The organism is Pseudarthrobacter sp. WHRI 8279 (genome assembly GCF_040224115.2).
In the GTDB taxonomy this organism is placed as follows: Bacteria; Actinomycetota; Actinomycetes; order Actinomycetales; family Micrococcaceae; genus Arthrobacter.
This window is the reverse complement of the sequence record NZ_CP168162.1, coordinates 1,202,149-1,223,810: the sequence shown is the minus strand read 5'-3', so window position 1 is coordinate 1,223,810 and position 21,662 is coordinate 1,202,149. Positions and strand designations below refer to the sequence as shown.

Here is a 21,662-nt window from a genome sequence, read left to right as displayed (position 1 = left end):
GCGGTCGCCCCTGGACCCGTCCACCGAATCCGGGGGTGTGCACCATGGTCCTGCGACCGTTATCCGCGTCGGAACGGGCTGAGGCCCTGAACAAGGCAGCAGCAGCCAGGGCCACCCGCGCGGCGGCCAAGGAAAGCCTCAAAAACGGCGAGAGATCCGCCGCGGACATCATCAGCTCCGCGCTGCAGGACGAGGCGCTGGCACGCATGAGGGTCTCCGAACTCCTTGAGGCCCTCCCGGGCATCGGAAAGGTCCGGGCGGCGGCCATCATGGACCAGCTGGGAATCGCGGCCTCCCGCAGGGTCCGCGGCCTGGGCATCCACCAGCGCCGCGCGCTGGTAGATTTTATAGACGAGAGTTAGGCCGGGCCGCCAGGCCCGCCCACCCCATACCCCGGCAAAGGAATACGTGAGCAAGAAACCTGGACTGACAGTCCTCGCAGGTCCGACGGCTGTTGGCAAAGGCACCGTGTCCACTTACATCCGCGACAACTATCCCGAGGTGTGGCTGTCCGTTTCCGCCACCACCCGGGCGCCCCGCCCCGGCGAGCAGGACGGCGTCCACTACTTCTTCAAGTCCAAGGAGGAGTTCGAGCAGCTCATTGCCGACGGTGAACTCCTGGAATGGGCCGTGGTCCACGGGCAGAACACCTACGGGACGTTGAAAAGCACCGTCAACCAGGCCATCGCCGAGGGCCGTTCCGTGCTCCTGGAAATCGACCTGCAGGGTGCCCGGCAGGTGAAGGCCGCTGTTCCGGACGCACAGTTCGTTTTCCTGGCCCCGCCCAGCTGGGACGAAATGGTCCGCCGCCTGGTGGGTCGCGGCACGGAAACACCGGAGGAACAGCAGCGCCGGCTGGAAACCGCTAAACTGGAACTTGCTGCTGAACCGGAGTTCGACTACACCGTCATCAATGACGACGTTCGCCGGGCAGCGGACGAGCTTGTTTCACTCATGGGGCTGACCCCGCACCCGCATGGAGCGCCGGAACCGTCAGCCCGCTAGAACTTTGGAGAATTCGTGTCCACGAACCTTGAAGGCATCATCAACCCGCCGATCGACTCGCTGCTTGAGGCAGCCGATTCCAAGTACGGCCTGGTGATTTTCGGTGCCAAGCGTGCTCGTCAGATCAACGCTTACTACGCCCAGCTGCACGAGGGCCTTTTCGAATACGTCGGCCCGCTGGTTGACACCAAGCTGAACGAGAAGTCGCTTTCGATCGCACTGCGCGAGATCAACGAAGGCAAGCTGGTTTCCACGCCGATTGAAGCAGCAGAGTAAGACTGCCGCCGAACTGACTTGCTGTTGACGGAGGTCACGTGCGCATAGTCCTCGGAGTCGGGGGAGGGATTGCCGCCTACAAGGTGGCATCGCTCCTCCGGCTTTTTACTGAAGCCGGCCACGATGTCACGGTGATCCCCACCGAGGCATCCACCCGGTTTGTTGGCACTGCCACGTGGGAGGCGTTGTCCGGAAATCCGGTCAGCAACAGCGTCTTCGACGACGTCCACCAGGTCAACCATGTCCGTTTGGGCCACGAGGCAGACCTGATCGTCATCGCCCCGGCCACCGCCGACCTCCTGGCCAAGGCTGCCACCGGACAGGCGGGGGACCTGCTGACCAACACCCTGCTGATGGCCCGCGGCCCCGTTTTGTTTGCCCCGGCCATGCACACCGAGATGTGGCAGCACCCGGCAACCCAAGCCAACGTGGAAACGTTGCGAAGCCGCGGCTCAGCCGTCCTGGAACCTGCCAGCGGCAGGCTCACGGGCGCTGATTCCGGTCCGGGCAGGCTTCCGGAACCGGATGCGATTTTCGATGCCGCCATGGCACTGGTGGACGGACAGGCGGACTTCCAGCTGCCGCTGGCAGGCCGGATTGTCACCATCAGTGCCGGTGGAACCCGTGAACCCCTGGATCCGGTGCGCTTCCTGGGCAACAGGTCCTCCGGCAAGCAGGGCGTCGCCCTGGCCGTAGCCGCCAGGAACGCCGGCGCCACCGTCCGCCTGCTGGCAGCACACATGGATGTTCCCCCTCCCTCCGGCGTCGAGGTTGTGCCCGTTGAAACCGCCCTGCAGCTTCGCGAAGCCGCGCTTGCGGCGGCAGCTGACTCCGACGTCGTCATCATGTCCGCGGCCGTTGCGGACTTCCGCCCCGCGGCGGTTTCCGACACCAAGATCAAGAAGCGCGACGACCGCGACGACCCCGTCATCACGCTGGTCCGCAACCCGGACATCCTGCACGAACTTGTGGAACGCCGGAACAGTGCCGCCCCGGGCGGGCGGCAGCAACTGATTGTCGGTTTTGCGGCTGAGACCGGAGACAGCGACGGTGATGTCCTGGCGCACGCCCGGGCGAAGCTGCAGCGCAAGGGCTGCGACCTGCTGGTGGTCAACCACGTGGGAACGGACAAGGTCTTCGGGCAGGACACCAATTCCGTTGTCATCCTGGCCCGCTCCGGCTCCGAACCACAGGAGGCGTCCGGAACCAAGACGGAGGTTTCCGCAGCCGTCATCAGCCGGATCGGCCACGAACTGAATTCTGTGTCGCCGCGCGCCTGAGTGTTCCACGCCACGTTTGCTTAGTACGGAGACATCTCCAGAGGCTTCCCTTCGGGGAGTCCGGATTCCAACCAGTAAGGTAGTTGAGTGACTTTACCGCTGCACCTTCCCCACACGTCCGGAGCCACCCCCAGCGCGCTGCGGCTCTTCACTTCCGAGTCGGTTACCGAAGGCCATCCGGATAAGATCTGCGACCAGATCAGTGACGCAATCCTGGATGCGCTTCTGGCTGCTGACCCCGAATCGCGGGTTGCGGTGGAAACCATGGCCACCACGGGCCTGGTCCACGTTGCGGGCGAGGTCACCACTGATGCCTACGTCGAGATTCCCCAGATCGTGCGGGAAACCATCCTGGGCATCGGCTACGATTCATCGGCCAACGGGTTCGACGGCGCCCGCTGCGGCGTGTCCGTGTCCATCGGCCAGCAGTCCAACGACATCGCCGGCGGCGTCTTCAACTCGCTCGAAGCCCGCGAAGGGCGGCAGGAAGACGACTACGACCTCCAGGGCGCCGGCGACCAGGGCCTGATGTTCGGCTACGCCAGCGACGAAACACCCTCCTACATGCCACTGCCCATCTGGCTGGCACACCGGCTCTCCGAACGGCTCACCGAAGTCCGCAAATCAGGCGAACTGGCCTACCTCCGCCCCGACGGCAAGACCCAGGTGACGGTCGGCTATGACAAGGATGTCCCGGTCTCCGTGGAAACCGTTGTCATCAGCAGCCAGCATGCCGAAGGCGCAAGCCTGGACCAGCTCCGCGCAGACCTTGCCGCCATCGTCATCAAGCCTGTGCTGGCAGGGGCCAACCTCGACCTCTCCCGCGTCCGCAACATCCTGAACCCGGCCGGCGAGTTCGTCATCGGCGGCCCCGTTGGTGATGCCGGCCTGACCGGGCGCAAGATCATCGTTGACACCTACGGCGGCATGGCCCGCCACGGCGGCGGCGCCTTCTCGGGCAAGGACCCGTCCAAGGTTGACCGCTCCGCCGCATATGCCATGCGCTGGGTTGCCAAGAACGTGGTTGCCGCGGGGCTGGCCAAGCGTGCAGAAATCCAGATTGCCTACGCCATCGGCCAGGCCCGTCCGGTGGGCACCTACGTGGAAACGTTCGGCACGGAAACGGTTGACCCGGCCCGGATCAGTGCCGCCATCGCGGAGATCTTCGACCTGCGCCCCCGCGCCATCATCGACGCACTGGACCTGAAGCGGCCCATCTACGCCAAGACCGCGGCGCACGGACACTTTGGCCGCGACGAGCCTGACTTCACCTGGGAGCGGCTGGACCGCGTGGACGACCTCAAGGCGTTCTTCAACGCCTAGGCCCCGCACCGCCGGACTGGCTGCCTGTAACTTCGCCTGCATCTCGGCTTGCATCTTTGCCTGCGACGCAATGTCAGTGCCCTGTGCTTGGCTGAATTTGTCCATCAGGGAGCCGAACGGAGGTTACTGCCATCGCTGCTGACAGTCCTGCCCGCCCGTCCCCGGAGCTCCCCGGCGCCGTGCAGCCCTCACTCCTGCAGGGCTTTCCGTCCACCACAAGGCCCGCTGGGCCGCAACTGGCAAGGCACCTGCCCGTAGCCCGGGTACTGGTGGAATCCTCCCTGCCGCACCTGGACCGGCTCTTCGACTACGGGGTTCCGGACACCCTCGACGAAGCGGCCATGCCGGGCGTCAGGGTCAAGGTCAAGTTCAACGGCCAGGACCTCAGCGGTTTCCTGATGGAACGCGTTGCCGCGTCCGACGCCGGACACACCCTGGTGCCCCTGGCGAAGGTTGTATCCCCGGTTTCCGTGCTCACGCCCGCTGTCCGGGAGCTCGTTTCTTCCGTCGCCGCACGGTACGCCGGTACGGTCAGCGACGTCCTCCGGGTCGCCGTCCCGCCCCGCGTCGCGAAACTGGAAAAGGAGTTCGTCGCGGCGGAACCGGACGCGCCGGCAGCGCCGGACAAGGCAGAACCGCGCGAGGCCACACAGCTTCAAGCCGGTCCCTCGCCGGCCACCCTGCCGGGTGCCTGGGCGGCCTATCACAACGGCCAGGCCTTCCTCCACCACCTGGCCGGGGGCGGTTCCCCAAGGGCCGTACTGAACCCGCTGCAGGGATACGGCCCGGGGGGATGGCCCCGGCTCTTGGCGGAAGCGGTGGCCGCCGCCTACGCTTCAGGGCGGGGCGCCGTGGTGGTGGTACCCGATTACCGTGACCTTGACCGCCTTGAAGAGGCGCTCCATGCCCTGCTGCCCGAAGACGCCGTTGCCCGGCTGGCGGCCGACGACGGTCCCACCCCGCGCTACCGCAATTTCCTTCGGCTCCTGGCGGGGACCGCCCGGGTTGCCATCGGGACAAGGTCCGCAGCTTTTGCCCCGGTCCGGGACCTGGGCCTGGTGGTTTGCTGGGACGACGGCGACGACCTCCACATCGAGCAACGTGCCCCGTATGCGCACGCCCGCGAGGTGCTGCTCCTGCGGGCCGAACAGGAAGATGCCGCCTGCCTCCTTGCGGGCCACTCCCGCAGCACGGAGGCCCAGCGGCTGGTGGCGGCAGGCTGGGCACGTGCTGTCGAAGCCGGCCGCCATGACGTCCGCAGGACGGTCCCGCGCGTCGTCAACACTGCTGACAGCTTCGAGCAGGAGCGGGACCCGCTGGCCAGGATTGCCCGCCTGCCCGGTGCCGCATGGCGGGCCGCCAAGGAAGGGCTCGAGCGCGGACCGGTCCTTGTCCAGGTGGCCCGCGCGGGATATGCGCCGTCCCTCGCCTGCGAGATGTGCCGCGAGCCGGCCCGCTGCGGCAGCTGCCAGGGACCCTTGGCCGTAGCAGGCGCCAGCGGCACGTCCGCAATGCCCCAATGCCGCTGGTGCTCCACGCCGGCGCCGGACTGGCACTGCGTGCACTGCGGCGGCCGGCGCCTGCGCAAGGGCGCCACCGGAGTCATCAGGACAGCCGAGGAGCTCGGCCGCGCCTTTCCCGGCAAGGCCGTCATCACTTCCTCGGGGGACCAGGTGAAGGCTGCCGTGGGTTCGGGCAAGGCATTGGTGGTGGCCACGGTGGGTGCCGAACCCGTGGCGGATGGGGGATACGCGGCAGCGTTGCTCCTGGACGGCGATTCCCTCCTGCGCCGTGAGACACTGCGCGCCGGCGAGGACACCGTGCGGCGGTGGTTCAATGCGGCCGCACTGGTGCGTCCTGCATCGGACGGCGGGCTGGTGGTGGTCACCGCCGCGGATACAGCTGCCGTGGGTGCCCTGCTCCGCTGGGATCCCGCTGGCTTTGCGGAGCGGGAACTGTCGCTGCGGGCGGAGCTGCAGCTTCCCCCCGCGGTCCGCACCGCGTCCGTTACCGGGCAGCGCGCCGCCGTCGAGCACTACACGGCGGCCGTGGCAGCGGACCTGGCCTCCGGGGGGATCACCTTGCGGACAGCCGGACCGGCACCCGTGGTGCTGAACGGTCCGCCATCGCCCCGCAGGTCAGCTGAGGATGTGCGCACCCTGCTCTTCTTCCCCTATGGACAGGCTGGGACCGTCACCCGTGTCCTGCGGGTCACCAGGGCCGCGGCCGCGGCAAAACGCTCCAGCGAGCCCTTCCAGCTCCGGCTGGACGGCATCGACGTCCTCTAGAGCGGGACCTTAGCGGCGGCGCCGGACCACAATTTCGTGGGCTGCATCCACCAGCTGCCGTGCTGACTCGTCCCAGCTGAACTCCCGGGCACGGGCAACGCAGCGCCGCGACAGTTCCTCCCAGCGGGCATTGTCCTGGAGCGTGTGCACGGCTTCGGCAAACTGCCGGGGGGATGCCGGGTCAACGTAGAGCGCGGCGTCCCCGCCCACCTCGCGGAAGATGGGGATATCGCTGGCAATAACGGGAGTGCCGAGCGCCATGGCTTCCACCAGGGGAAGCCCGTAGCCTTCGGCCCGGGAAAGGCTTACCAGTGCAGCAGCCGAGCGCAGGAATTCGTGATACTCCCCGTCCGTGACGCCGTTGTGGAACACCACATGCGCCCCTGGCGGAACCAGCCGTTCCAGTTCGGCGCGGCGTTGGGGGGTGATGCGGCTCAGCAGGTGGAGGGTGTAGCCCGGCAGGCCCGCCATTCCCGCCACCATGGTTTCAACGTTCTTGTACGGCATGAAAGAGCCCATGTAGACCAGCGCGCGGTCTTCCCCGGCGCCGGCTGGCCGGGGCCCGTGCTCCTGCTCCGGTTGGGGGGCATTGCTGATAATCCGCACGGGGCGGCGCGTCAGGCGGTACTTTGCGATCAGCGCCTCGGTGGTCCGGCTGATGGTGGCCACCGTGTCGGCCCGGTTGAGGAGCAGGCGCTGCGGCCAGAAAGCCTTGTGGTACAGCCGCCACAGAAGCCGGACCGGTGCAGGCAGGAACCCGGGCGGGGCAGGGTGCTCGTAGTAGATGAGGTCGTGGAGCGTCAGCACCAGGCCGTACTTGCGGCCCCAGGTGCCCATCGTTTGCATGGGGCACACCACCACGTCGGCGCCAAGCCTGTTGATGGTGCGCGCCACAAAAAGCTCCCTCGGCGACAACGGACTGCTGATCAGCGTGTAGGGAACATCGGGGAGCAGGCGGAGCTGCCGGACGTCCGAGACGAGCATGGAAACGTCCGCGATCTTCGCGGTGGCTGCGATCAGGCTTGCCCCGTAGCGGCTGATGCCGTCGTGGTGGTCGGTCCGGGTAAAACGTGCGTCGATGACAATCTTCACGCGGGGTGGTCCTTAAGGAAGCTGCGGATGAACGAGGCTGCCGGTTCGGGGGTTTCGTAGTGGATAAGGTGTCCGACGCCGGGAATCACCTTGAGTTCGCCGTCCGGCAGCAGCTCCGCGAGGCGGCGCTGGTCGGGGAGGACTGCGATCTCATCCTTTTCGCCGGCGATCAGCAGCACCGGGAGGGTGAGCCGGCCGGCCACCTCGGCAACATGGCTGCTGACCGACGCGGTAAAGGATTCAAGCAGGCTGTCACGGCTGGCAAAAGCGCTGAAGTAGGCGCTGTGCTGGCCGTGGATGAAACGGCGCAGGTCCCTGTCGGCTGTCTTGGCCATGGTTTCGCTCATGATCCGGACGATCAGCGGGCTCCGCAGCAAAGCCAGTCCCAGGTGCCTGGGAAGGCGCGCGGCAAGCCGGTAGTAGAGGACCGCGAGCCGGGTCATCACTCCCTTGGGCCCTTCCAGCGCCGGTGCCGCGATGGGGTTGATGAGGATGAGGGGGTTCACCGATCCCGGATGGTCGGCCACGAAGTGTGCGGCAATGATCGAGCCGAAGGAGTGTCCCAGCAGGACCGTCTCAGGGCCCAGGCCAAGGGCTGCCATGAATCCGGTAATGAAGGAGCCATACTGCTTCACCGAATGTTGGCCGGACGTGAACGCCTCGGAGCCGCCGAAGCCGGGCAGGTCCGGCATGATGATGCGCATCTCCGGAAGCTGGTCTGCCACGCGCAGGAGTCCGTGGTGGTCTCCGCGGAAGCCGTGGATCACCAGGATCGTTCGCGTTTCCGGACCGGCATGCAGCGGTTCGTACGTCCAGAACGCAACCTTCCCGCCGTCGATCTCCACCGAGGAGGATGACGTGCGGGACTCAAGTCCATGGCTGAAGTAGGCCGGCGAGGCAGGCCCGGGCCGTGCTGTGGTCATCGGTGCTGCCTTAATTGACGTGGTCCGGGTGCGAGCCGGTGCGGTGCCCCCGGTCCAGGCCTGCAAGCGCAGCCATGTCCCGGTCCGAGAGTTCGAAGTCGAAGATGTTGAGGTTTTCTCGGATGCGCCCCTCGGTGCTGGCCTTCGGAATGGCAATGTTCCCCAGCTGCATGTGCCAGCGCAGGATTACCTGGGCGGGCGTCTTGCCGTGTTCAGAAGCGCAGGCGTGGACAACGGGATCGGCCAGGACCTGTCCGCGGCCCAGCGGACTCCATGCCTCCGTCCTGATCCCCAGCCCGTCATGCAGCGTGCGCAGTTCCGCCTGCTGCAGCCACGGGTGCAGCTCAATCTGGTTGACGGCGGGAACCACCTCCGCAGTCTGGAGCAGCCGGTCAAGGTGGGACGGCTGGAAGTTGCTGACACCGATGGCACGGACCTTCCCTTCCCGGTACAGGGTCTCCAGGGCCCGGTAGGTATCGGGAAACAGCCCGCGCCTGGCGCAGGGCCAGTGGATGAGGTACATGTCCACATAATCCAGGCCGAGGTTGACCATGGAGTCGTCGAAGGCCCTCAGCGTCGCGTCGTAGCCGTGGTGGTCGTTCCACACCTTCGTGGTGATGAACACGTCTTCCCTGGACAACGCCGGGAACAGCTCGCCGGAGCCGCCGCTGCCGGCGTACCCGCCCAGTTGGGAATTGATCCCGCGGGCCACTCCGGTTTCGTTGCCGTACATGGCTGCGGTGTCAAAGTGGCGGTAGCCGGCAGCGAGCGCGGTGGCAACGAGCCCTTCCGCGTCCGCGGCGGGGACCTTGTACAGTCCAAAGCCGAGTTGGTGGATCAGCACGCCGTTGTTCAGGCTGAGCCGCGGTGAGGTTCTCATAGCCACGACTCTACCCATTGGCCGCCGTGAGGCCCTCGAAATCCACCAGGCGCCGCGCGGTGGCCTCGTCCAGGATCAGGTCGGTGGCCAGGCCGGCGGCCAGGGCCCCGCGGAGCCCGTTGATCTTGGAGACCCCGGACACCACGCAAATCCTCCGCCGGACCTGCCGCAGTTCGGCGAGGGCCGGCCCCGTGGATCTTTCGTTGAGGACGATGCCGTCGGAGGATCCGTCGCCGCGGAAGAAGACGGTGGCAACGTCACCCACGACGTCGGACGTGGCCAGGATGTTCAGGTCCGTCTCATCCAGGTATCCACCCGCGTAGACGTGGCTGGGGTAGTCCGCATCCACTGATCCCACACCGAAAATGGCAATGCTCATCTTGGCCTGGAGTTCCAGGATCCGTTGCACGCTGCGCTCATTCCACATGGCGGTCTTGGTGGCGGCGTGGTCGAAAAACGCCGGTACGGGGAACTGCTCCACTCGCGCCCCGTAGGCGCTCCCGAACCGCCGCATGATGTCGCTGGCGTACGTGATGCCGGTGGTGTGCATGTTGCCGGCGCCGTTCAACTGCACGATCACGCTGTCATGGGTGATCTTGCGGGTGAGGTGGCGGCTGACTGCGCTCAGCGTGGATCCCCAGGCCACGCCGATGATGGCGTTCGAATCCACCAGGGGTCCGATGGTGCGCGCTGCCTGCATAGCCACGCGGTCCAGGGTCTCGGCTTCATTCAGTGTTTCCAGGACCGGCACTACATGGACGTCGACCCCATAATGGTGCCGGATCCTACCCTCGAGCTCCGGACCGGTGTCCAGGGGGTTGCGGATCTGGATCTGGACCAGTCCGGATTCGCGTGCGGAGGACAGGAGCCGGGACACGGTGGATCTGGAGGTCCGCAGTTCGCGGGCTATCGCATCCATGGTCAGGTCCTGCAGATAATACATTTGTGCAGCTCGGAGGGCTTCAGAGTGCCTTGACGGGTCCATTACCGCTCCCTCGTGCACGTTTGTGCATAGTGCTTGACTCCATTTTCCATTAGTCCAAACAATAGTGGAGAACGGCGGGCCCGCCCACTCGGTTGCCCGCGCCACACAAAGCCCCAAGGGAGTCGTTTTGGGACCCAAGGATTTAACCGGCCGACCTTCCGCAACACCTGCGGAGAAGCCGGGAGCCGAACGCAGTTCCGTCCACCATCTGCGGCGCCGGCCGCACGCGAAGGTGCTGGTGGTTGGGGGCGGCATTAACGGCGTAGGAACCTTCCGTGACCTCGCGCTGCAGGGTGTGGACGTTGCGCTCGTTGAACGCGGAGATTACTGCCAGGGAGCCAGCGGGGCCTCCTCGCACATGATCCACGGCGGCATCCGCTACCTCGAGAACGGCGAATTCCGCCTGGTCCAGGAATCAGTGGTGGAACGCAACCGGCTGCTGCGAATCGCCCCGCATTACGTGAAACCGCTGCAGACCACCATTCCCATCTTCAGCACTTTTTCCGGTGTGCTGTCCGCACCCCTGCGCTTCCTGACGCACAAGCAGCAGGGCAAGCCCAAGGAACGCGGCGCTTTCCTCATCAAGCTTGGCCTGAGCCTCTACGACTCGTTCTCCCGCGACGGCGGCACGGTCCCGCGGCACCAGTTCCGCAGCGGCCAGCGGGCCCGTGCGGAACTGCCGGCCCTCCGCCCCGACGTCAAGTACACCGCCACCTACTTTGACGCTTCCGTGCACAACCCGGAGCGGCTCACGCTGGACGTCCTCCAGGACGGTGAAAAGGCCGGCCGTGCGGCGGCGGGCGAAGGCAACGCCCAGGGCTACACGGCCCGTGCCAGCAACTACGTTTCCCTGCAGTCCATGACCGGTAAGCCCAATCCGGGCACCGGCAAGGGAAGCACCGTCCGGCTGCGGGACGAACTCACGGGCGAGGAATTCGACTTCACCGCAGACGTCATCGTGAACACCACGGGCGCCTGGGTGGACCTTACCAACGAGGCAATGGGTACGGCCTCCACTTTCATGGGCGGCACCAAGGGCTCCCACATCGTGCTGGACAACCCTGCTCTCCTGGAAGCCTGCAACGGCAGGGAAATCTTCTTCGAGCACACGGACGGACGCATCGTCCTGATCTACCCCATGGGGGACCGGGTCCTGGTGGGGACCACCGACGTGGACGCTGACATGGCACAGGACGCCGTCTGCACCGACGAGGAAATCGAGTATTTCTTCGACCTGGTGGGCCACGTCTTCCCGGACGTCGCCGTTACGCGCGACCAGATCGTCTACACCTTTTCCGGAGTCCGGCCGCTGCCACGCCATGACGCCACCCAGCCCGGCTTCGTGTCCCGCGACTACCGCATCGAGCGCCGCGAACCCGGACAGGACGGTAACGGAAAGGGCGCCGTGGTCCTGAGCCTCGTCGGCGGCAAGTGGACGACCTTCCGTGCCCTGGCAGAACACATGACCAACGACGTGCTGGCCGAGATCGGGATGGGCCGCAAGGTCTCCACCGCCCAGCTCCCCATCGGCGGCGGCGCAGGCTTCCCCGCTGACGAGCCCGGCGTGCAGAAGTGGATCAAGGCGCACATGGCCTCCGGCCGTGACGCCGACCGCACCGCGGTACTACTGACCAGGTACGGGACCCGTGCCGAAACCGTCATGGAGCACCTCGACGCCGGACCCGACAGGCTGCTGCATTCCACCCGCGAGCTGAGCGTCCGTGAACTGGAGTTCATGGCCGCCAACGAACAGGTGGGGCACCTCGTGGACGTCCTCATCCGCCGGACTTCCCTGGCATTCAGGGGCCTGGTGACGGGCGAACTGCTGAACGAGGTGGCAGATGTGCTGGCCGTTCCCCTTGGCTGGAACGCCGCGGTCCGCGCTGCAGAGATCAAGCACGCGCAAGATGTGCTGCAAAAGTTCCACCGTGTAGAAACCCACAGCCTGGTCGCCTAGCACCCGGTTGCAGGCCGGGGCGGCAACCCGCCCCGGCCCACGGTCCTTCAACCCACGAAGGACCTCCATCAGAAAATAAAGGAGTCAAAGATGTCTCTTGGAATAGTTTTCCTTTCCGAAGTATTCGGAACGGCGATGCTGACCCTCCTGGGTTGCGGCGTCGTCGCCAACGTTGCCCTGCGGGGGACTAAAGGCAACAGCGGTGGGTTCCTAATGGTCACCTGGGGATGGGGCATCGCTGTCTTCGCCGGCGTCTTCGTTGCCGCGAAATCGGGTGCCCACCTGAATCCAGCCGTCACGCTCGGGCTGCTGGTCAACGGAAAAGCCGAATACGCCCCGGACGTACCGGTGGACTTCGCCTCCACGCTGACGTACTTCGGCGGCGAACTGCTGGGCGCCTTCCTTGGTGCCGTGGCGTGCTGGCTGGCGTACAAGCAGCACTTTGATGCGGAGCCGGAGGTTGCCAGCAAGCTCGGCGTCTTCTCCACCGGGCCCGCCATCCGGTCCACCCCCTGGAACCTGGTCACCGAAATCATCGGCACCTTTGTCCTGGTGTTCGTCATCCTTACCTTCGGCGGAACCCCCTCAGGCCTGGGCCCGCTCGCTGTCGCCCTGCTCGTCGTCGGCATCGGCGTGTCCCTCGGCGGCCCCACCGGCTACGCCATCAACCCGGCCCGTGACCTCGGTCCCCGCATCGCCCACGCCCTGCTCCCCATCAAGGGCAAGGGCTCCAGCGACTGGGGATACTCCTGGATCCCGGTGGTAGGCCCGCTGGTAGGCGGTGCCCTTGCCGGCATCGTGGCCAACCTCGCGCCCATCATCGTTACCGCCGCAGCCTGACCCATTAACAAACCCTGCCCATAGCACCGATACAGACAAGGACGTCCATCATGAACCAGTACGTAATCGCCATCGACCAGGGAACCACCAGCACCCGTGCCATCATCTTCGACCACAGCGGGAGCATCGTGTCCTCGGGGCAGATGGAACACGAACAGATCTTCCCGCAGGCCGGCTGGGTTGAGCACAACGCCGCCGAAATCTGGAACAACACCCGCGAGGTCATTGCCTCCGCCCTGTCAAAGGCGAACCTGACACGGCACGATATTGCCGCCGTCGGCATCACCAACCAGCGCGAAACTGCCGTGGTGTGGGACAAGACCACAGGTGAGGCCGTCTACAACGCCATCGTCTGGCAGGACACCCGCACCCAGGACATTGTGGACCAGCTGTCCAAGGACGGCGGGGCTGACCGCTTCAAGCAAAAAGTGGGCCTGCCGCTTGCCACCTACTTCTCCGGAACCAAGATCAAGTGGATCCTCGACAATGTGGAGGGTGCCCGGGCCAAAGCCGAAGCCGGCGACCTGGTGTTCGGCAACACCGACTCCTGGGTCCTGTGGAACCTGACCGGCGGCGTCAATGGTGGAGTGCATGTCACCGATGTCACCAACGCCTCCCGCACGCTGTTCATGGACTTGGAAACCCTGCAGTGGGACGACGAGATCCTTGGCATCTTCGGTGTTCCCCGGACCATGATGCCGGAGATCAAGTCCTCCTCCGAGGTGTACGGCACCGTGCATACCTCCCAGCTCCTGCGGGAAGTTCCCGTTGCCGGGATCCTGGGCGACCAGCAGGCGGCCACGTTCGGGCAGGCAGCCTTCGAGGCCGGCGAGGCGAAGAACACGTACGGCACGGGCTGCTTCCTGATCTTCAACACCGGCGAGGAGATCGTCCATTCCAAGAACGGGCTGCTGACGACTGTCGGCTACAAGCTCGGCGATGCTGCCCCGCACTACGCCCTGGAAGGTTCCATCGCCGTCACCGGCTCGCTCATCCAGTGGCTGCGGGACAACCTGGGAATGATCAGCAGCGCCCCCGAAGTGGAAACCCTCGCCGCGTCCGTGAAGGACAACGGCGGCGTGTACATCGTGCCCGCGTTCTCCGGCCTCTTCGCGCCGTACTGGCGCTCGGATGCCCGCGGCGCGATCGTCGGGTTGACCCGGTTCGTGAACAAGAACCACATTGCCCGTGCCGCGCTGGAAGCCACCGCCTTCCAGACCCGCGAGGTGCTGGACGCCGTGAACGCGGACTCGGGTGTTCCGCTCACCGAGCTGAAGGTCGACGGCGGCATGGTGGCCAATGATGCCCTGATGCAGTTCCAGGCGGACATCCTGGGCGTTCCCGTCATCCGGCCTAAGGTTGTGGAGACCACCGCCCTGGGTGCGGCCTACGCGGCCGGCCTCGCCGTCGGCTTCTGGAAGGACCTGGGGGAGTGCTCGGCCAACTGGTCCGAGGACAAGCGCTGGGAGCCGCAGATGGACCAGGCTGAGCAGGACCGCCAGCTGCGCCTGTGGAAGAAGGCCGTCACGAAGTCCATGGACTGGGTTGACGAGGACGTGAAGTAGCCCAGCCAGACAGCAGTTCGTGGTTGCGGCGGTCCCCGTCGCACCACGCAAGGAAGGCGGCCCCTGCCCCGCCCGCTCCGCGGTGCCCACCACACCCCGGCGAGGGGCCGCCTTCCTTGCTTTCGCTTAAGTCACCCTCCATCCACAAACAGAGGGTCTTCGCTGCTAACCTCCGCCGCCCGTGTGCAACTGACGCTTAGGGGCGGCAGAGGTGCGCTAAAGTGGTTGCATGCGTGCGATCCTTCTGCTTAGCCAGCCGCCCGGTATCCGAAACAACGGATAGCGTGCGGCAGCCCCTCCATGGTGAGGGGCTTTTGTGTGTCCGGGAGCATTTCCGGTGGCAGCAGGAGGATCAGGCCGTTATGGCAGCACCGATGCCGTAACAGAACAGAAGAGGGCAGCAGTGGGCGTTCAGCCGGAGACAGAGACCGGAACAGCAGCAACAGTGTCAGCGGACGTGCCCGAGGAGGGCACCTACAGCTTCACGGCGATGGAGGCCAAATGGCCGCAGGTGTGGGAGGACCTTAGGGTCTTCACCCCCGTCGACGACGGGTCGCGCGAGCGCCGCTACGTGCTGGACATGTTCCCCTACCCATCCGGTGACCTGCACATGGGCCACGCGGAAGCGTTTGCCATGGGCGATGTCGTGGCACGCTACCTGCGCCAGAAGGGCTACGACGTCCTGCACCCCATCGGCTGGGACTCCTTCGGCCTGCCAGCGGAGAATGCCGCGATCAAACGCAACGCCCACCCCAGCGAGTGGACGTACGCCAACATCGACACCCAGGCCGCGTCCTTCAAGCGTTACGCCATCTCCGCGGACTGGTCCCGGCGGCTGCACACCTCCGATCCGGAGTACTACCGCTGGACCCAGTGGCTGTTCAAGCGCTTCTACGAGCGCGGCCTGGCCTACCGGAAGAACTCCCCGGTCAACTGGTGCCCCAAGGACCAGACCGTGCTGGCCAACGAACAGGTAGTCAACGGCGCCTGCGAGCGCTGCGGCACCACCGTCACCAAGAAGTCCCTCAACCAGTGGTACTTCAAAATCACCGAGTACGCGGACCGGCTGCTCGATGACATGGAGCAGCTACGCGGCCACTGGCCTGAGCGCGTGCTGGCCATGCAGAAAAACTGGATCGGCAGGTCCGAGGGTGCGCACGTCAACTTTGTGATTGAGGCCGACGGCGGCAGGCCCGCCAAGGAGGTCACGGTCTTCACCACCCGCCCGGACACCCTGTACGGCGCAACGTTCTTCGTGGTGGCCGCAGACGCACCGCTCGCCGTCGAACTCGTCACGGACGAGCACGCCGCCGCCCTGGACGACTACCGCGAACAGGTCAAGGCGCTCTCCGAAATTGAACGCCAGTCCACCGAACGCGAAAAGACGGGCGTCTTCACCGGCCGGTACGCCATCAACCCCCTGAACGGCGAGAAGCTGCCGGTATGGGCGGCGGACTACGTCCTGGCCGACTACGGCACCGGGGCCATCATGGCCGTGCCCGCCCACGACCAGCGCGACCTGGACTTCGCCCGCAAGTTCGACCTCCCCGTGCGGGCCGTCCTGGACACCGGCGAGGAAGACCCGGCCGTGTCCGGTACCGCGACGGCGGGCGAGGGGACCCTGATCAACTCAGGCGACCTGGACGGCCTGCCCAAGGCCGAGGCCATCCCGGCCGCGATCGCCGTGCTGGAGAAGCAGGGCACGGGCGAGAAGTTCGTGAACTTCCGGCTGCGGGACTGGCTGCTGAGCCGCCAGCGGTTCTGGGGTACTCCCATTCCGATCATCCATTGCCCGTCCTGCGGCGAAGTTCCGGTGCCGGATGAGCAGCTGCCCGTTAAGCTGCCCTCCGACCTGCGCGGCGAGGACCTGTCACCGAAGGGCACCTCGCCCCTGGCCGCGGCCGAGGCCTGGGTGAACGTCGAGTGCCCCACCTGCCATGGGCCGGCCAAGCGCGACACGGACACCATGGATACCTTTGTGGACTCGTCCTGGTACTTCCTCCGTTTCGTCTCACCGCACTACACCGAGGGCCCCTTCGATCCCCAGAAGATCAACGACTGGATGCCGGTGGGGCAGTACGTCGGCGGTGTGGAGCACGCGATCCTGCACCTGCTGTACGCCCGGTTCTTCACCAAGGTCATCAACGACCTCGGCCTGATCGAAGCCAACGAGCCCTTCACCGCACTGCTCAACCAGGGCCAGGTCCTCAACGGCGGCAAGGCGATGAGCAAATCGCTGGGCAACGGTGTGGACCTCGGGGAGCAGCTGGACAAGTACGGCGTGGACGCGGTGCGCCTGACCATGATCTTCGCCTCCCCGCCGGAGGACGACGTGGACTGGGCTGACGTCTCGCCGTCGGGCTCTGCGAAGTTCCTGGCCCGCGCCTGGCGCCTCGCCCAGGACGTGGCCAGCGAACCCGGTGTTGACGTGGCCACCGGCGACCGCGCCCTGCGTTCCGTCACGCACCGGACCATCGCAGACGCCGCCGAACTCCTGGACGCCAACAAGTTCAACGTCGTGGTGGCCAAGCTGATGGAACTGGTCAACGCGACCCGGAAGGCCATCGACTCCGGCGCAGGCGGAACTGACCCGGCTGTCCGTGAGGCGGCGGAGGCGGTTGCCGTGATCCTGAGCCTGTTCGCCCCGTATACGGCTGAGGACATGTGGAACGTGCTGGGGTACCCTGCCTCGGTGGCCAATGCGGGCTGGCCGGCGCACGACGAGTCCCTGCTGGTGCAGGACACCGTCACCGCCGTGGTCCAGGTACAGGGCAAGGTGCGTGACAGGCTGGAGGTTCCTCCTTCCGTGACCGAGGACCAGCTGCGCGAGCTGGCGCTGGCCTCGGAGAACGTCCAGCGCGCCCTCGACGGCCGTGGCATCCGCACCGTTATTGTCCGCGCCCCTAAACTGGTCAACATCGTCCCGGCCTAGGCCGGACCAGGCCGCCGGAGCCCTCCGGCGGCCTGCTGTGATCCCAGGAGGCCCCCTTGCCCGACCGTGACCCCGCCTGGCCCTGGGTCCGTGCACGCCTGCTGGCACGCCGCCGCGGGCAGGAGGCCCCTGGGAGCCAGCCCGCCGCCGTCGTACGCACTGCCGTGGTGACCGACTCCGCGGCGGCGCTGCCTGCTGACTGGACCGCCGGGCTCAGCGGTGACGGGCGGCTGGCTGTGATACCCATGCCCGTGATGGTGGGGGATGAGATCTATGGCGAGGGCGAGGATGACATCTCCGAAACCATCGCCCTGGCGCTGGCGAGCGGAACGTCCGTGAAGACCTCGCGGCCGTCACCCGGCCAGTTCGAGCAGGCTTACCGTGCGGCCTGGCAGCGCGGGTTCGAAGCGGTGGTGTCTGTCCACATCTCCGGAGAACTGTCCGGGACGGCTGATGCTGCCCGCCTTGCAGCGGCCCGGGTGGGCATCCCGGTGGAGGTAGTCGATTCGCGGACTGTCGGGATGGCCCAGGGCATGGCGGTGCAGGCGGCTGTCCGGGCCGCGGCCGACGGCGGGGATGCCTACGCCGTTGCCGCTGCCGCCGCGGAACAGGCAGCGCGGACCAAAGTGTATTTCTACGTTCCCAGCCTGGAGCAGTTGCGGCGCGGGGGCCGCATCGGTGCTGCGGCATCGCTGCTGGGCACCATGCTGGCGATCAAGCCCATCCTGGCGGTGGAGGGCGGCAAAATCGTGCCGCTGGAAAAGGTGCGGTCGGCCGCAAAGGCTGTAGCCCGGCTGGAAGAGATTGTTGCCGCTGATGCCGGCGCCCGTCCTGCCCCGGCCGTTCGGCTGGCCGTCCACCACTTTGGGAATCCTGACGAGGCTAAGAGCCTCGCCGAACGATTGGCGCGCGAATTGCCGCTGTGCCCCCCGGCCCAGGCAAGTTCCCTTCCGGCCGTACTGGCTGCCCACGCGGGCCTGGGCGTCCTGGCCGTCATCGTGGGGGAGGAACCGGGGGATACCGGCACTTTTCCGGGAACGCTTTCCTCGTAGCAGGCATTGGCTCAGACTTGGCCGTGAGCCGGAGCAGAAGGGAATCAGGGCACTGCTTCGGCCAAAGCATCGTTGAAGAGCTGGATTGCCTGATCGATGGTTTCTCCAAGAACGGGTGGCTCCCGGTCCAGCCCAAAGATGAGCTCGTCCATGTGGCGCAACCCGGCACGCTCCAGTAGCCGCTTCTCGTTGGTGATCCACTCGCCCCGGGCGGCGAGCACGGCGTGTGCTGCCATCGCAGCGGAGATGGCCAGGGCGCCGGCCAGTTCCGTCAGGCGCCCGTTGGCGGCGTATGCGCGGCGCGCGTAGCCGAGCGTCATGTGGGCCCGGTCCATCCAGACGCTCGGGGCGGTCCTGCGGAGGACCTGCGGGTACTCCGGCTGCGGCACATCCCCGCGAAGGACGCGGTTGATGCCGAGTTCGGCCACGACCAGATAGCTGGGGATCCCGGCCAGGTGGAACATAAGCGGCTCAATGTGGAACCTGCCGTGCTGCGCCTCGGCCAGCTCATGCTCAACAACGTCGAGGTTCCGGTAGTGGATATCCACGCTGCGGCCGTCGATTTCCAGCCACGCCCCGCCGTTGAAGACTCCGCCGCCCCAGCCGCCAATCTCGGAAACCGTTCCCTGCCAGCCGATGTTCCTCAAGTCATCAGGATCAAAATTTTCCCGGTAGTACAGGGCGAAATCCCAGTCGCTGGACGGGCTGTGGGTGCCGGTCGCCCGTGACCCCCCGAGAGTTACCGCAAGAACCCCGGGAAGAGCGGCCAGGTGACCGGCCACATAGTCAACGAACACTGAGTCGTCCACGCCGAACCGCCTCCTGGAAATGACCTGTTGAAACACCGTACGGCGTCTCCGTGGGGAACTTCCATTAGGCTCTGAACATGGAGGTTCGGGATTCGCCGGGAAATTCGACTGTGGACATCAACCAGGAGCTTAGCCAGCGGCGCGGCTGGATTCTGACAATTGCCGTCGGGTTTGCCCTGCACATCCTGAGTTTTGTTATCGGAATGAAGACAGTGGGGCCGCTGTGCGGCAGCCCGCTGCTTCCGCAAAGCAGTGCTGCTGAAGAGGCCGACATCCAGATGCGGACTACGGGGCTGGCGGCGGAGTGCTACCGGAACATCGATGCCGCTTCTGTACCGGTATGGATCTTGATGGCGCTGGGAATTGGCCTGGTCCTGACGGGGGTGGCCGTCAGGATCGTGGGTATCCGCCGGTCACTTGCCCAATCCGGAAAGTTGACCGGTGGGTGAACACCGGAAGGCTGGGATGCCCGAGAGTCGAGAGGATTGGCCAGTGACTGCTGTCTATTTGAGCGGACAGCTCGTGTGCCGTAACAACAACCAGGTTGCCGTCGTGGTTCAGCATCTCGACCGGCACGTCACGCTGACCCGGGCTGAACCCGGCTGTGTCTCCTTCAGCGTGACGCCTACCGGCGACCCCTTGGTCTGGAAGGTCGACGAACATTTCAGCGACCCCCATGCTTTTAGGCTTCACCAGGAACGGGTGGCGGGCAGCATCTGGGGGCGGGCCACGGCCGGGATCGAGCGCCGCTACACGATTGTGGGGCTTTAGGTCTTCTCCGCGTTCACTTCCAGACCCGGACCAGATAGTCTCTGCGGGAGGTAACGTCACGGGGATGGGGATGACAGAGAAGGGCCATGGCCAAGACGACGCCGAATCAAGTGGCCGAAAGTTGAATGCAGGTCTTCTTGCCTTGCTGATCCTGGTGCTCAATACCGCAGGAGTCTTTTGGGCTGTGTGGGCCGTCGGGGGCGGTGTCGACTCCGGGATTGGCCTGTTCTACTACCTCTTCAGCGTTACTTTCCCCGCAGCCCTCGCCACTATTGCCTTGGGTGTCGTCAGTCTCGTACGTCGCCGTGGCCGCGTTCCAGGCACCATCGCCCTCACCATCACCTCCGGCGTCCTGATCTGGTTCGTCTACGGCTTCCTGGAGTCGCAGGTGTTCTGAAAGGCCCCGTCACAGGTTCACCTGTTACTCCTGCTTTCTGGTCCGGCACCGTTCGCAGAAGGCGCGCGAGAAGGACGGCCATGCCTACTGCGTCGAATGTGAGGGCTTAACGGTTCTGGCCGGCTGTCCCGGAGCGCATCTGGGACAGCATCCGCGAAGAATCCACGCTCCCGCCGCTGACCTGGAGTGTTTGCCGCATGGAGGTCAGCCCGCTGCCGGTCCGGCTGAAAGGAGCTTTTCCACATATGATGCGGCTGCCCTGTTGCCCCCGCGCAGTGGTCCCTAGCGTGAAGCTATGTCACGCCGGGACGCTGGAGCAGCAGGTCACTCGGCGCGCCATGCCAGGACCCGGCTGCAGGCAGCCCTGGGCGAGGCGCCGTCCGGCCTGTTGCTGGACACCGACGGGAATCAGCTCTTTGAGTACCAGGGTGCCGGCGGCCACGATCCGGACGCTTCCGGCACGGCGTCGCCCGGGGAATCCGGACAGGACGCGGATACCGCGTCCACGGCCCTGGGGCCGGCACTCCGCTGGCGGTTGGGCCCCCGCCTGGCGGTCCTTCTTGGCGTCCTTGCTGTTGCTGCCGCGGCGTGGTTCTGGTGGCAGGTGGCGGCGGGCCGGCCGGAGATCCTTCCGCTCAGCGGCGTAAGCCCCGGCAGCCCTGCCGCTAACCCTTCAGCCAGGGCCACCGTTACGAGAGATGAGGGGGCCGGTGGCAGTGGGCCGGGCGTTGAGAACGCGGAGGCTGAGACCGCCGCTGCGGTGGTGGTCCATGTTGCCGGAGCCGTGACCAGTCCCGGAGTGGTGCAGCTGCCGGCGGGAAGCAGGGTGCACCAGGCCATCACGGCCGCTGGAGGCGCAATCCCCGGCGCGGACCTTGGCCGGCTGAACCTGGCCCTCGTGGTGGAGGACGGCCAAAAGATCCATGTGCCGCGCGAAGGCGAGCAGTTGCCGGCAGCAGGAATCGGAGGCACAGGTCCGGAACCCGGAGCCGGAAGTGTGGCCGAGGGTAACGCGGGAAACGCTGCGGGAGCGAAAATCAACCTCAACACGGCGGGCGTGGAGGAGCTGGATACCTTGCCCAAGGTCGGGCCGGTGCTTGCCCAGCGCATCGTGGACTGGCGCAACGAGCATGGGGCCTTCAAAAGCGTCGAGGAGCTGGACGCGGTAGACGGCGTTGGACCCAAGATGCTTGAGGCATTGCTGCCGCTGGTGACGGTGTGATGGGACGACGTGAGGGGTGTGTCTGATGGGTAGCCGCAGGGAGAAGCCCCCGGGCAGCCCATGGC

General features: G+C 66.0%; 20 protein-coding genes and 1 pseudogene. 16 read left to right on the top strand and 5 right to left on the bottom strand.

The features are described from left to right. Window positions 1–44 precede the first annotated feature (44 nt). The 6 genes from mihF to ABRP28_RS05445 all read left to right on the top strand — a co-directional run bounded on the left by mihF (window position 45) and on the right by ABRP28_RS05445 (window position 6,172). Window positions 45–362, top strand: coding sequence for an integration host factor, actinobacterial type (mihF, locus tag ABRP28_RS05470; RefSeq protein WP_174174766.1), 318 nt, complete (start codon window positions 45–47; stop codon window positions 360–362). A gap of 46 nt (window positions 363–408) precedes the next feature. Continuing rightward, entirely contained in the window at window positions 409–1,005 is a 597-nt protein-coding gene (gene gmk, locus ABRP28_RS05465) for a guanylate kinase (protein ID WP_350003174.1), read from the top strand. Window positions 1,006–1,020: 15 nt separating this feature from the next. Then, window positions 1,021–1,281: a DNA-directed RNA polymerase subunit omega gene (gene rpoZ, locus ABRP28_RS05460; protein ID WP_003800778.1), complete on the top strand. Its 261-nt coding sequence runs from the start codon at window positions 1,021–1,023 to the stop codon at window positions 1,279–1,281. Between the two features lie 38 nt (window positions 1,282–1,319). Further along, window positions 1,320–2,561, top strand: coding sequence for a bifunctional phosphopantothenoylcysteine decarboxylase/phosphopantothenate--cysteine ligase CoaBC (gene coaBC / locus ABRP28_RS05455; protein WP_350003177.1), 1,242 nt, complete (start codon window positions 1,320–1,322; stop codon window positions 2,559–2,561). An 87-nt stretch (window positions 2,562–2,648) separates the two neighbouring features. Next, window positions 2,649–3,884 carry a methionine adenosyltransferase gene (gene metK, locus ABRP28_RS05450; RefSeq protein ID WP_350003179.1) on the top strand — a complete coding sequence of 412 codons (1,236 nt, stop codon included), beginning with the start codon at window positions 2,649–2,651 and terminating at the stop codon, window positions 3,882–3,884. A gap of 179 nt (window positions 3,885–4,063) precedes the next feature. Next, on the top strand, window positions 4,064–6,172 hold the full coding sequence (locus ABRP28_RS05445; RefSeq protein WP_350003181.1) for a primosomal protein N': 2,109 nt from the start codon (window positions 4,064–4,066) through the stop codon (window positions 6,170–6,172). 9 nt (window positions 6,173–6,181) lie between these two features. Here the strand turns inward: ABRP28_RS05445 and ABRP28_RS05440 are convergent, their stop codons facing one another. From ABRP28_RS05440 to ABRP28_RS05425, 4 genes are read right to left on the bottom strand one after another with little or no spacing between them, the layout of a single operon-like run. Next, a complete protein-coding gene (locus ABRP28_RS05440) occupies window positions 6,182–7,264 on the bottom strand; it encodes a glycosyltransferase family 1 protein (RefSeq protein ID WP_350003183.1) in 1,083 nt (360 codons plus the stop codon). Next, window positions 7,261–8,187: an alpha/beta hydrolase gene (locus tag ABRP28_RS05435; protein ID WP_350003184.1), complete on the bottom strand. Its 927-nt coding sequence runs from the start codon at window positions 8,185–8,187 to the stop codon at window positions 7,261–7,263. The genes ABRP28_RS05440 and ABRP28_RS05435 overlap by 4 nt, the downstream gene beginning before the upstream one ends. A gap of 10 nt (window positions 8,188–8,197) precedes the next feature. Further along, complete coding sequence (locus ABRP28_RS05430; protein WP_350003185.1) at window positions 8,198–9,067, bottom strand: aldo/keto reductase; 870 nt, start codon at window positions 9,065–9,067, stop codon at window positions 8,198–8,200. Window positions 9,068–9,077: 10 nt separating this feature from the next. Next, window positions 9,078–10,052, bottom strand: coding sequence for a sugar-binding domain-containing protein (locus tag ABRP28_RS05425; RefSeq protein ID WP_350003187.1), 975 nt, complete (start codon window positions 10,050–10,052; stop codon window positions 9,078–9,080). Between the two features lie 127 nt (window positions 10,053–10,179). Here ABRP28_RS05425 and ABRP28_RS05420 point away from each other — a divergent pair, with 127 nt between their 5' ends. The 5 genes from ABRP28_RS05420 (at window position 10,180) to ABRP28_RS05400 (ending at window position 18,398) form a co-directional block, all read left to right on the top strand. Beyond that, entirely contained in the window at window positions 10,180–12,009 is a 1,830-nt protein-coding gene (locus tag ABRP28_RS05420) for a glycerol-3-phosphate dehydrogenase/oxidase (RefSeq protein ID WP_350003189.1), read from the top strand. Window positions 12,010–12,099: 90 nt separating this feature from the next. Continuing rightward, the gene (locus ABRP28_RS05415; protein WP_350003191.1) at window positions 12,100–12,849 is read left to right on the top strand and encodes an MIP/aquaporin family protein; all 750 of its coding nucleotides are present in this window, start codon (window positions 12,100–12,102) and stop codon (window positions 12,847–12,849) included. 50 nt (window positions 12,850–12,899) lie between these two features. Further along, entirely contained in the window at window positions 12,900–14,414 is a 1,515-nt protein-coding gene (gene glpK / locus ABRP28_RS05410; protein WP_350003192.1) for a glycerol kinase GlpK, read from the top strand. 403 nt (window positions 14,415–14,817) lie between these two features. Further along, window positions 14,818–17,346, top strand: coding sequence for a leucine--tRNA ligase (gene leuS / locus ABRP28_RS05405; RefSeq protein ID WP_350003194.1), 2,529 nt, complete (start codon window positions 14,818–14,820; stop codon window positions 17,344–17,346). 56 nt (window positions 17,347–17,402) lie between these two features. Next, complete coding sequence (locus tag ABRP28_RS05400) at window positions 17,403–18,398, top strand: DegV family protein (RefSeq protein ID WP_350003196.1); 996 nt, start codon at window positions 17,403–17,405, stop codon at window positions 18,396–18,398. A gap of 44 nt (window positions 18,399–18,442) precedes the next feature. Here the strand turns inward: ABRP28_RS05400 and ABRP28_RS05395 are convergent, their stop codons facing one another. Beyond that, on the bottom strand, window positions 18,443–19,207 hold the full coding sequence (locus ABRP28_RS05395; RefSeq protein WP_350003197.1) for a nucleotidyltransferase domain-containing protein: 765 nt from the start codon (window positions 19,205–19,207) through the stop codon (window positions 18,443–18,445). Window positions 19,208–19,284: 77 nt separating this feature from the next. Between ABRP28_RS05395 and ABRP28_RS05390 the strand changes: the two genes are divergently transcribed. The 5 genes and pseudogenes from ABRP28_RS05390 (at window position 19,285) to ABRP28_RS05370 (ending at window position 21,597) form a co-directional block, all read left to right on the top strand. Further along, window positions 19,285–19,656 (top strand): hypothetical protein, encoded by a 372-nt coding sequence (locus tag ABRP28_RS05390; RefSeq protein ID WP_350003199.1) that lies wholly within the window; start codon window positions 19,285–19,287, stop codon window positions 19,654–19,656. A 43-nt stretch (window positions 19,657–19,699) separates the two neighbouring features. Beyond that, window positions 19,700–19,978 carry an antibiotic biosynthesis monooxygenase gene (locus tag ABRP28_RS05385; RefSeq protein ID WP_350003201.1) on the top strand — a complete coding sequence of 93 codons (279 nt, stop codon included), beginning with the start codon at window positions 19,700–19,702 and terminating at the stop codon, window positions 19,976–19,978. Between the two features lie 121 nt (window positions 19,979–20,099). After that, window positions 20,100–20,375 (top strand): hypothetical protein, encoded by a 276-nt coding sequence (locus tag ABRP28_RS05380; RefSeq protein WP_350003202.1) that lies wholly within the window; start codon window positions 20,100–20,102, stop codon window positions 20,373–20,375. 16 nt (window positions 20,376–20,391) lie between these two features. Next, a pseudogene (locus ABRP28_RS05375) lies at window positions 20,392–20,481 on the top strand (DUF4193 family protein); the annotation flags it as partial. Between the two features lie 189 nt (window positions 20,482–20,670). Beyond that, window positions 20,671–21,597 (top strand): helix-hairpin-helix domain-containing protein, encoded by a 927-nt coding sequence (locus ABRP28_RS05370; RefSeq protein WP_350003204.1) that lies wholly within the window; start codon window positions 20,671–20,673, stop codon window positions 21,595–21,597. Window positions 21,598–21,662: the final 65 nt, after the last annotated feature.

Bases quoted from the DNA above. Each gene is read 5' to 3' on its own strand.
- mihF (WP_174174766.1), top strand. From the start codon at position 45: ATGGTCCTGCGACCGTTATCCGCGTCGGAACGGGCTGAGGCCCTGAAC.
- ABRP28_RS05435 (WP_350003184.1), bottom strand. From the start codon at position 8,187: ATGACCACAGCACGGCCCGGGCCTGCCTCGCCGGCCTACTTCAGCCAT.
- ABRP28_RS05430 (WP_350003185.1), bottom strand. From the start codon at position 9,067: ATGAGAACCTCACCGCGGCTCAGCCTGAACAACGGCGTGCTGATCCAC.
- ABRP28_RS05425 (WP_350003187.1), bottom strand. From the start codon at position 10,052: ATGGACCCGTCAAGGCACTCTGAAGCCCTCCGAGCTGCACAAATGTAT.
- ABRP28_RS05415 (WP_350003191.1), top strand. From the start codon at position 12,100: ATGTCTCTTGGAATAGTTTTCCTTTCCGAAGTATTCGGAACGGCGATG.
- glpK (WP_350003192.1), top strand. From the start codon at position 12,900: ATGAACCAGTACGTAATCGCCATCGACCAGGGAACCACCAGCACCCGT.
- ABRP28_RS05390 (WP_350003199.1), top strand. From the start codon at position 19,285: ATGGAGGTTCGGGATTCGCCGGGAAATTCGACTGTGGACATCAACCAG.
- ABRP28_RS05370 (WP_350003204.1), top strand. From the start codon at position 20,671: ATGTCACGCCGGGACGCTGGAGCAGCAGGTCACTCGGCGCGCCATGCC.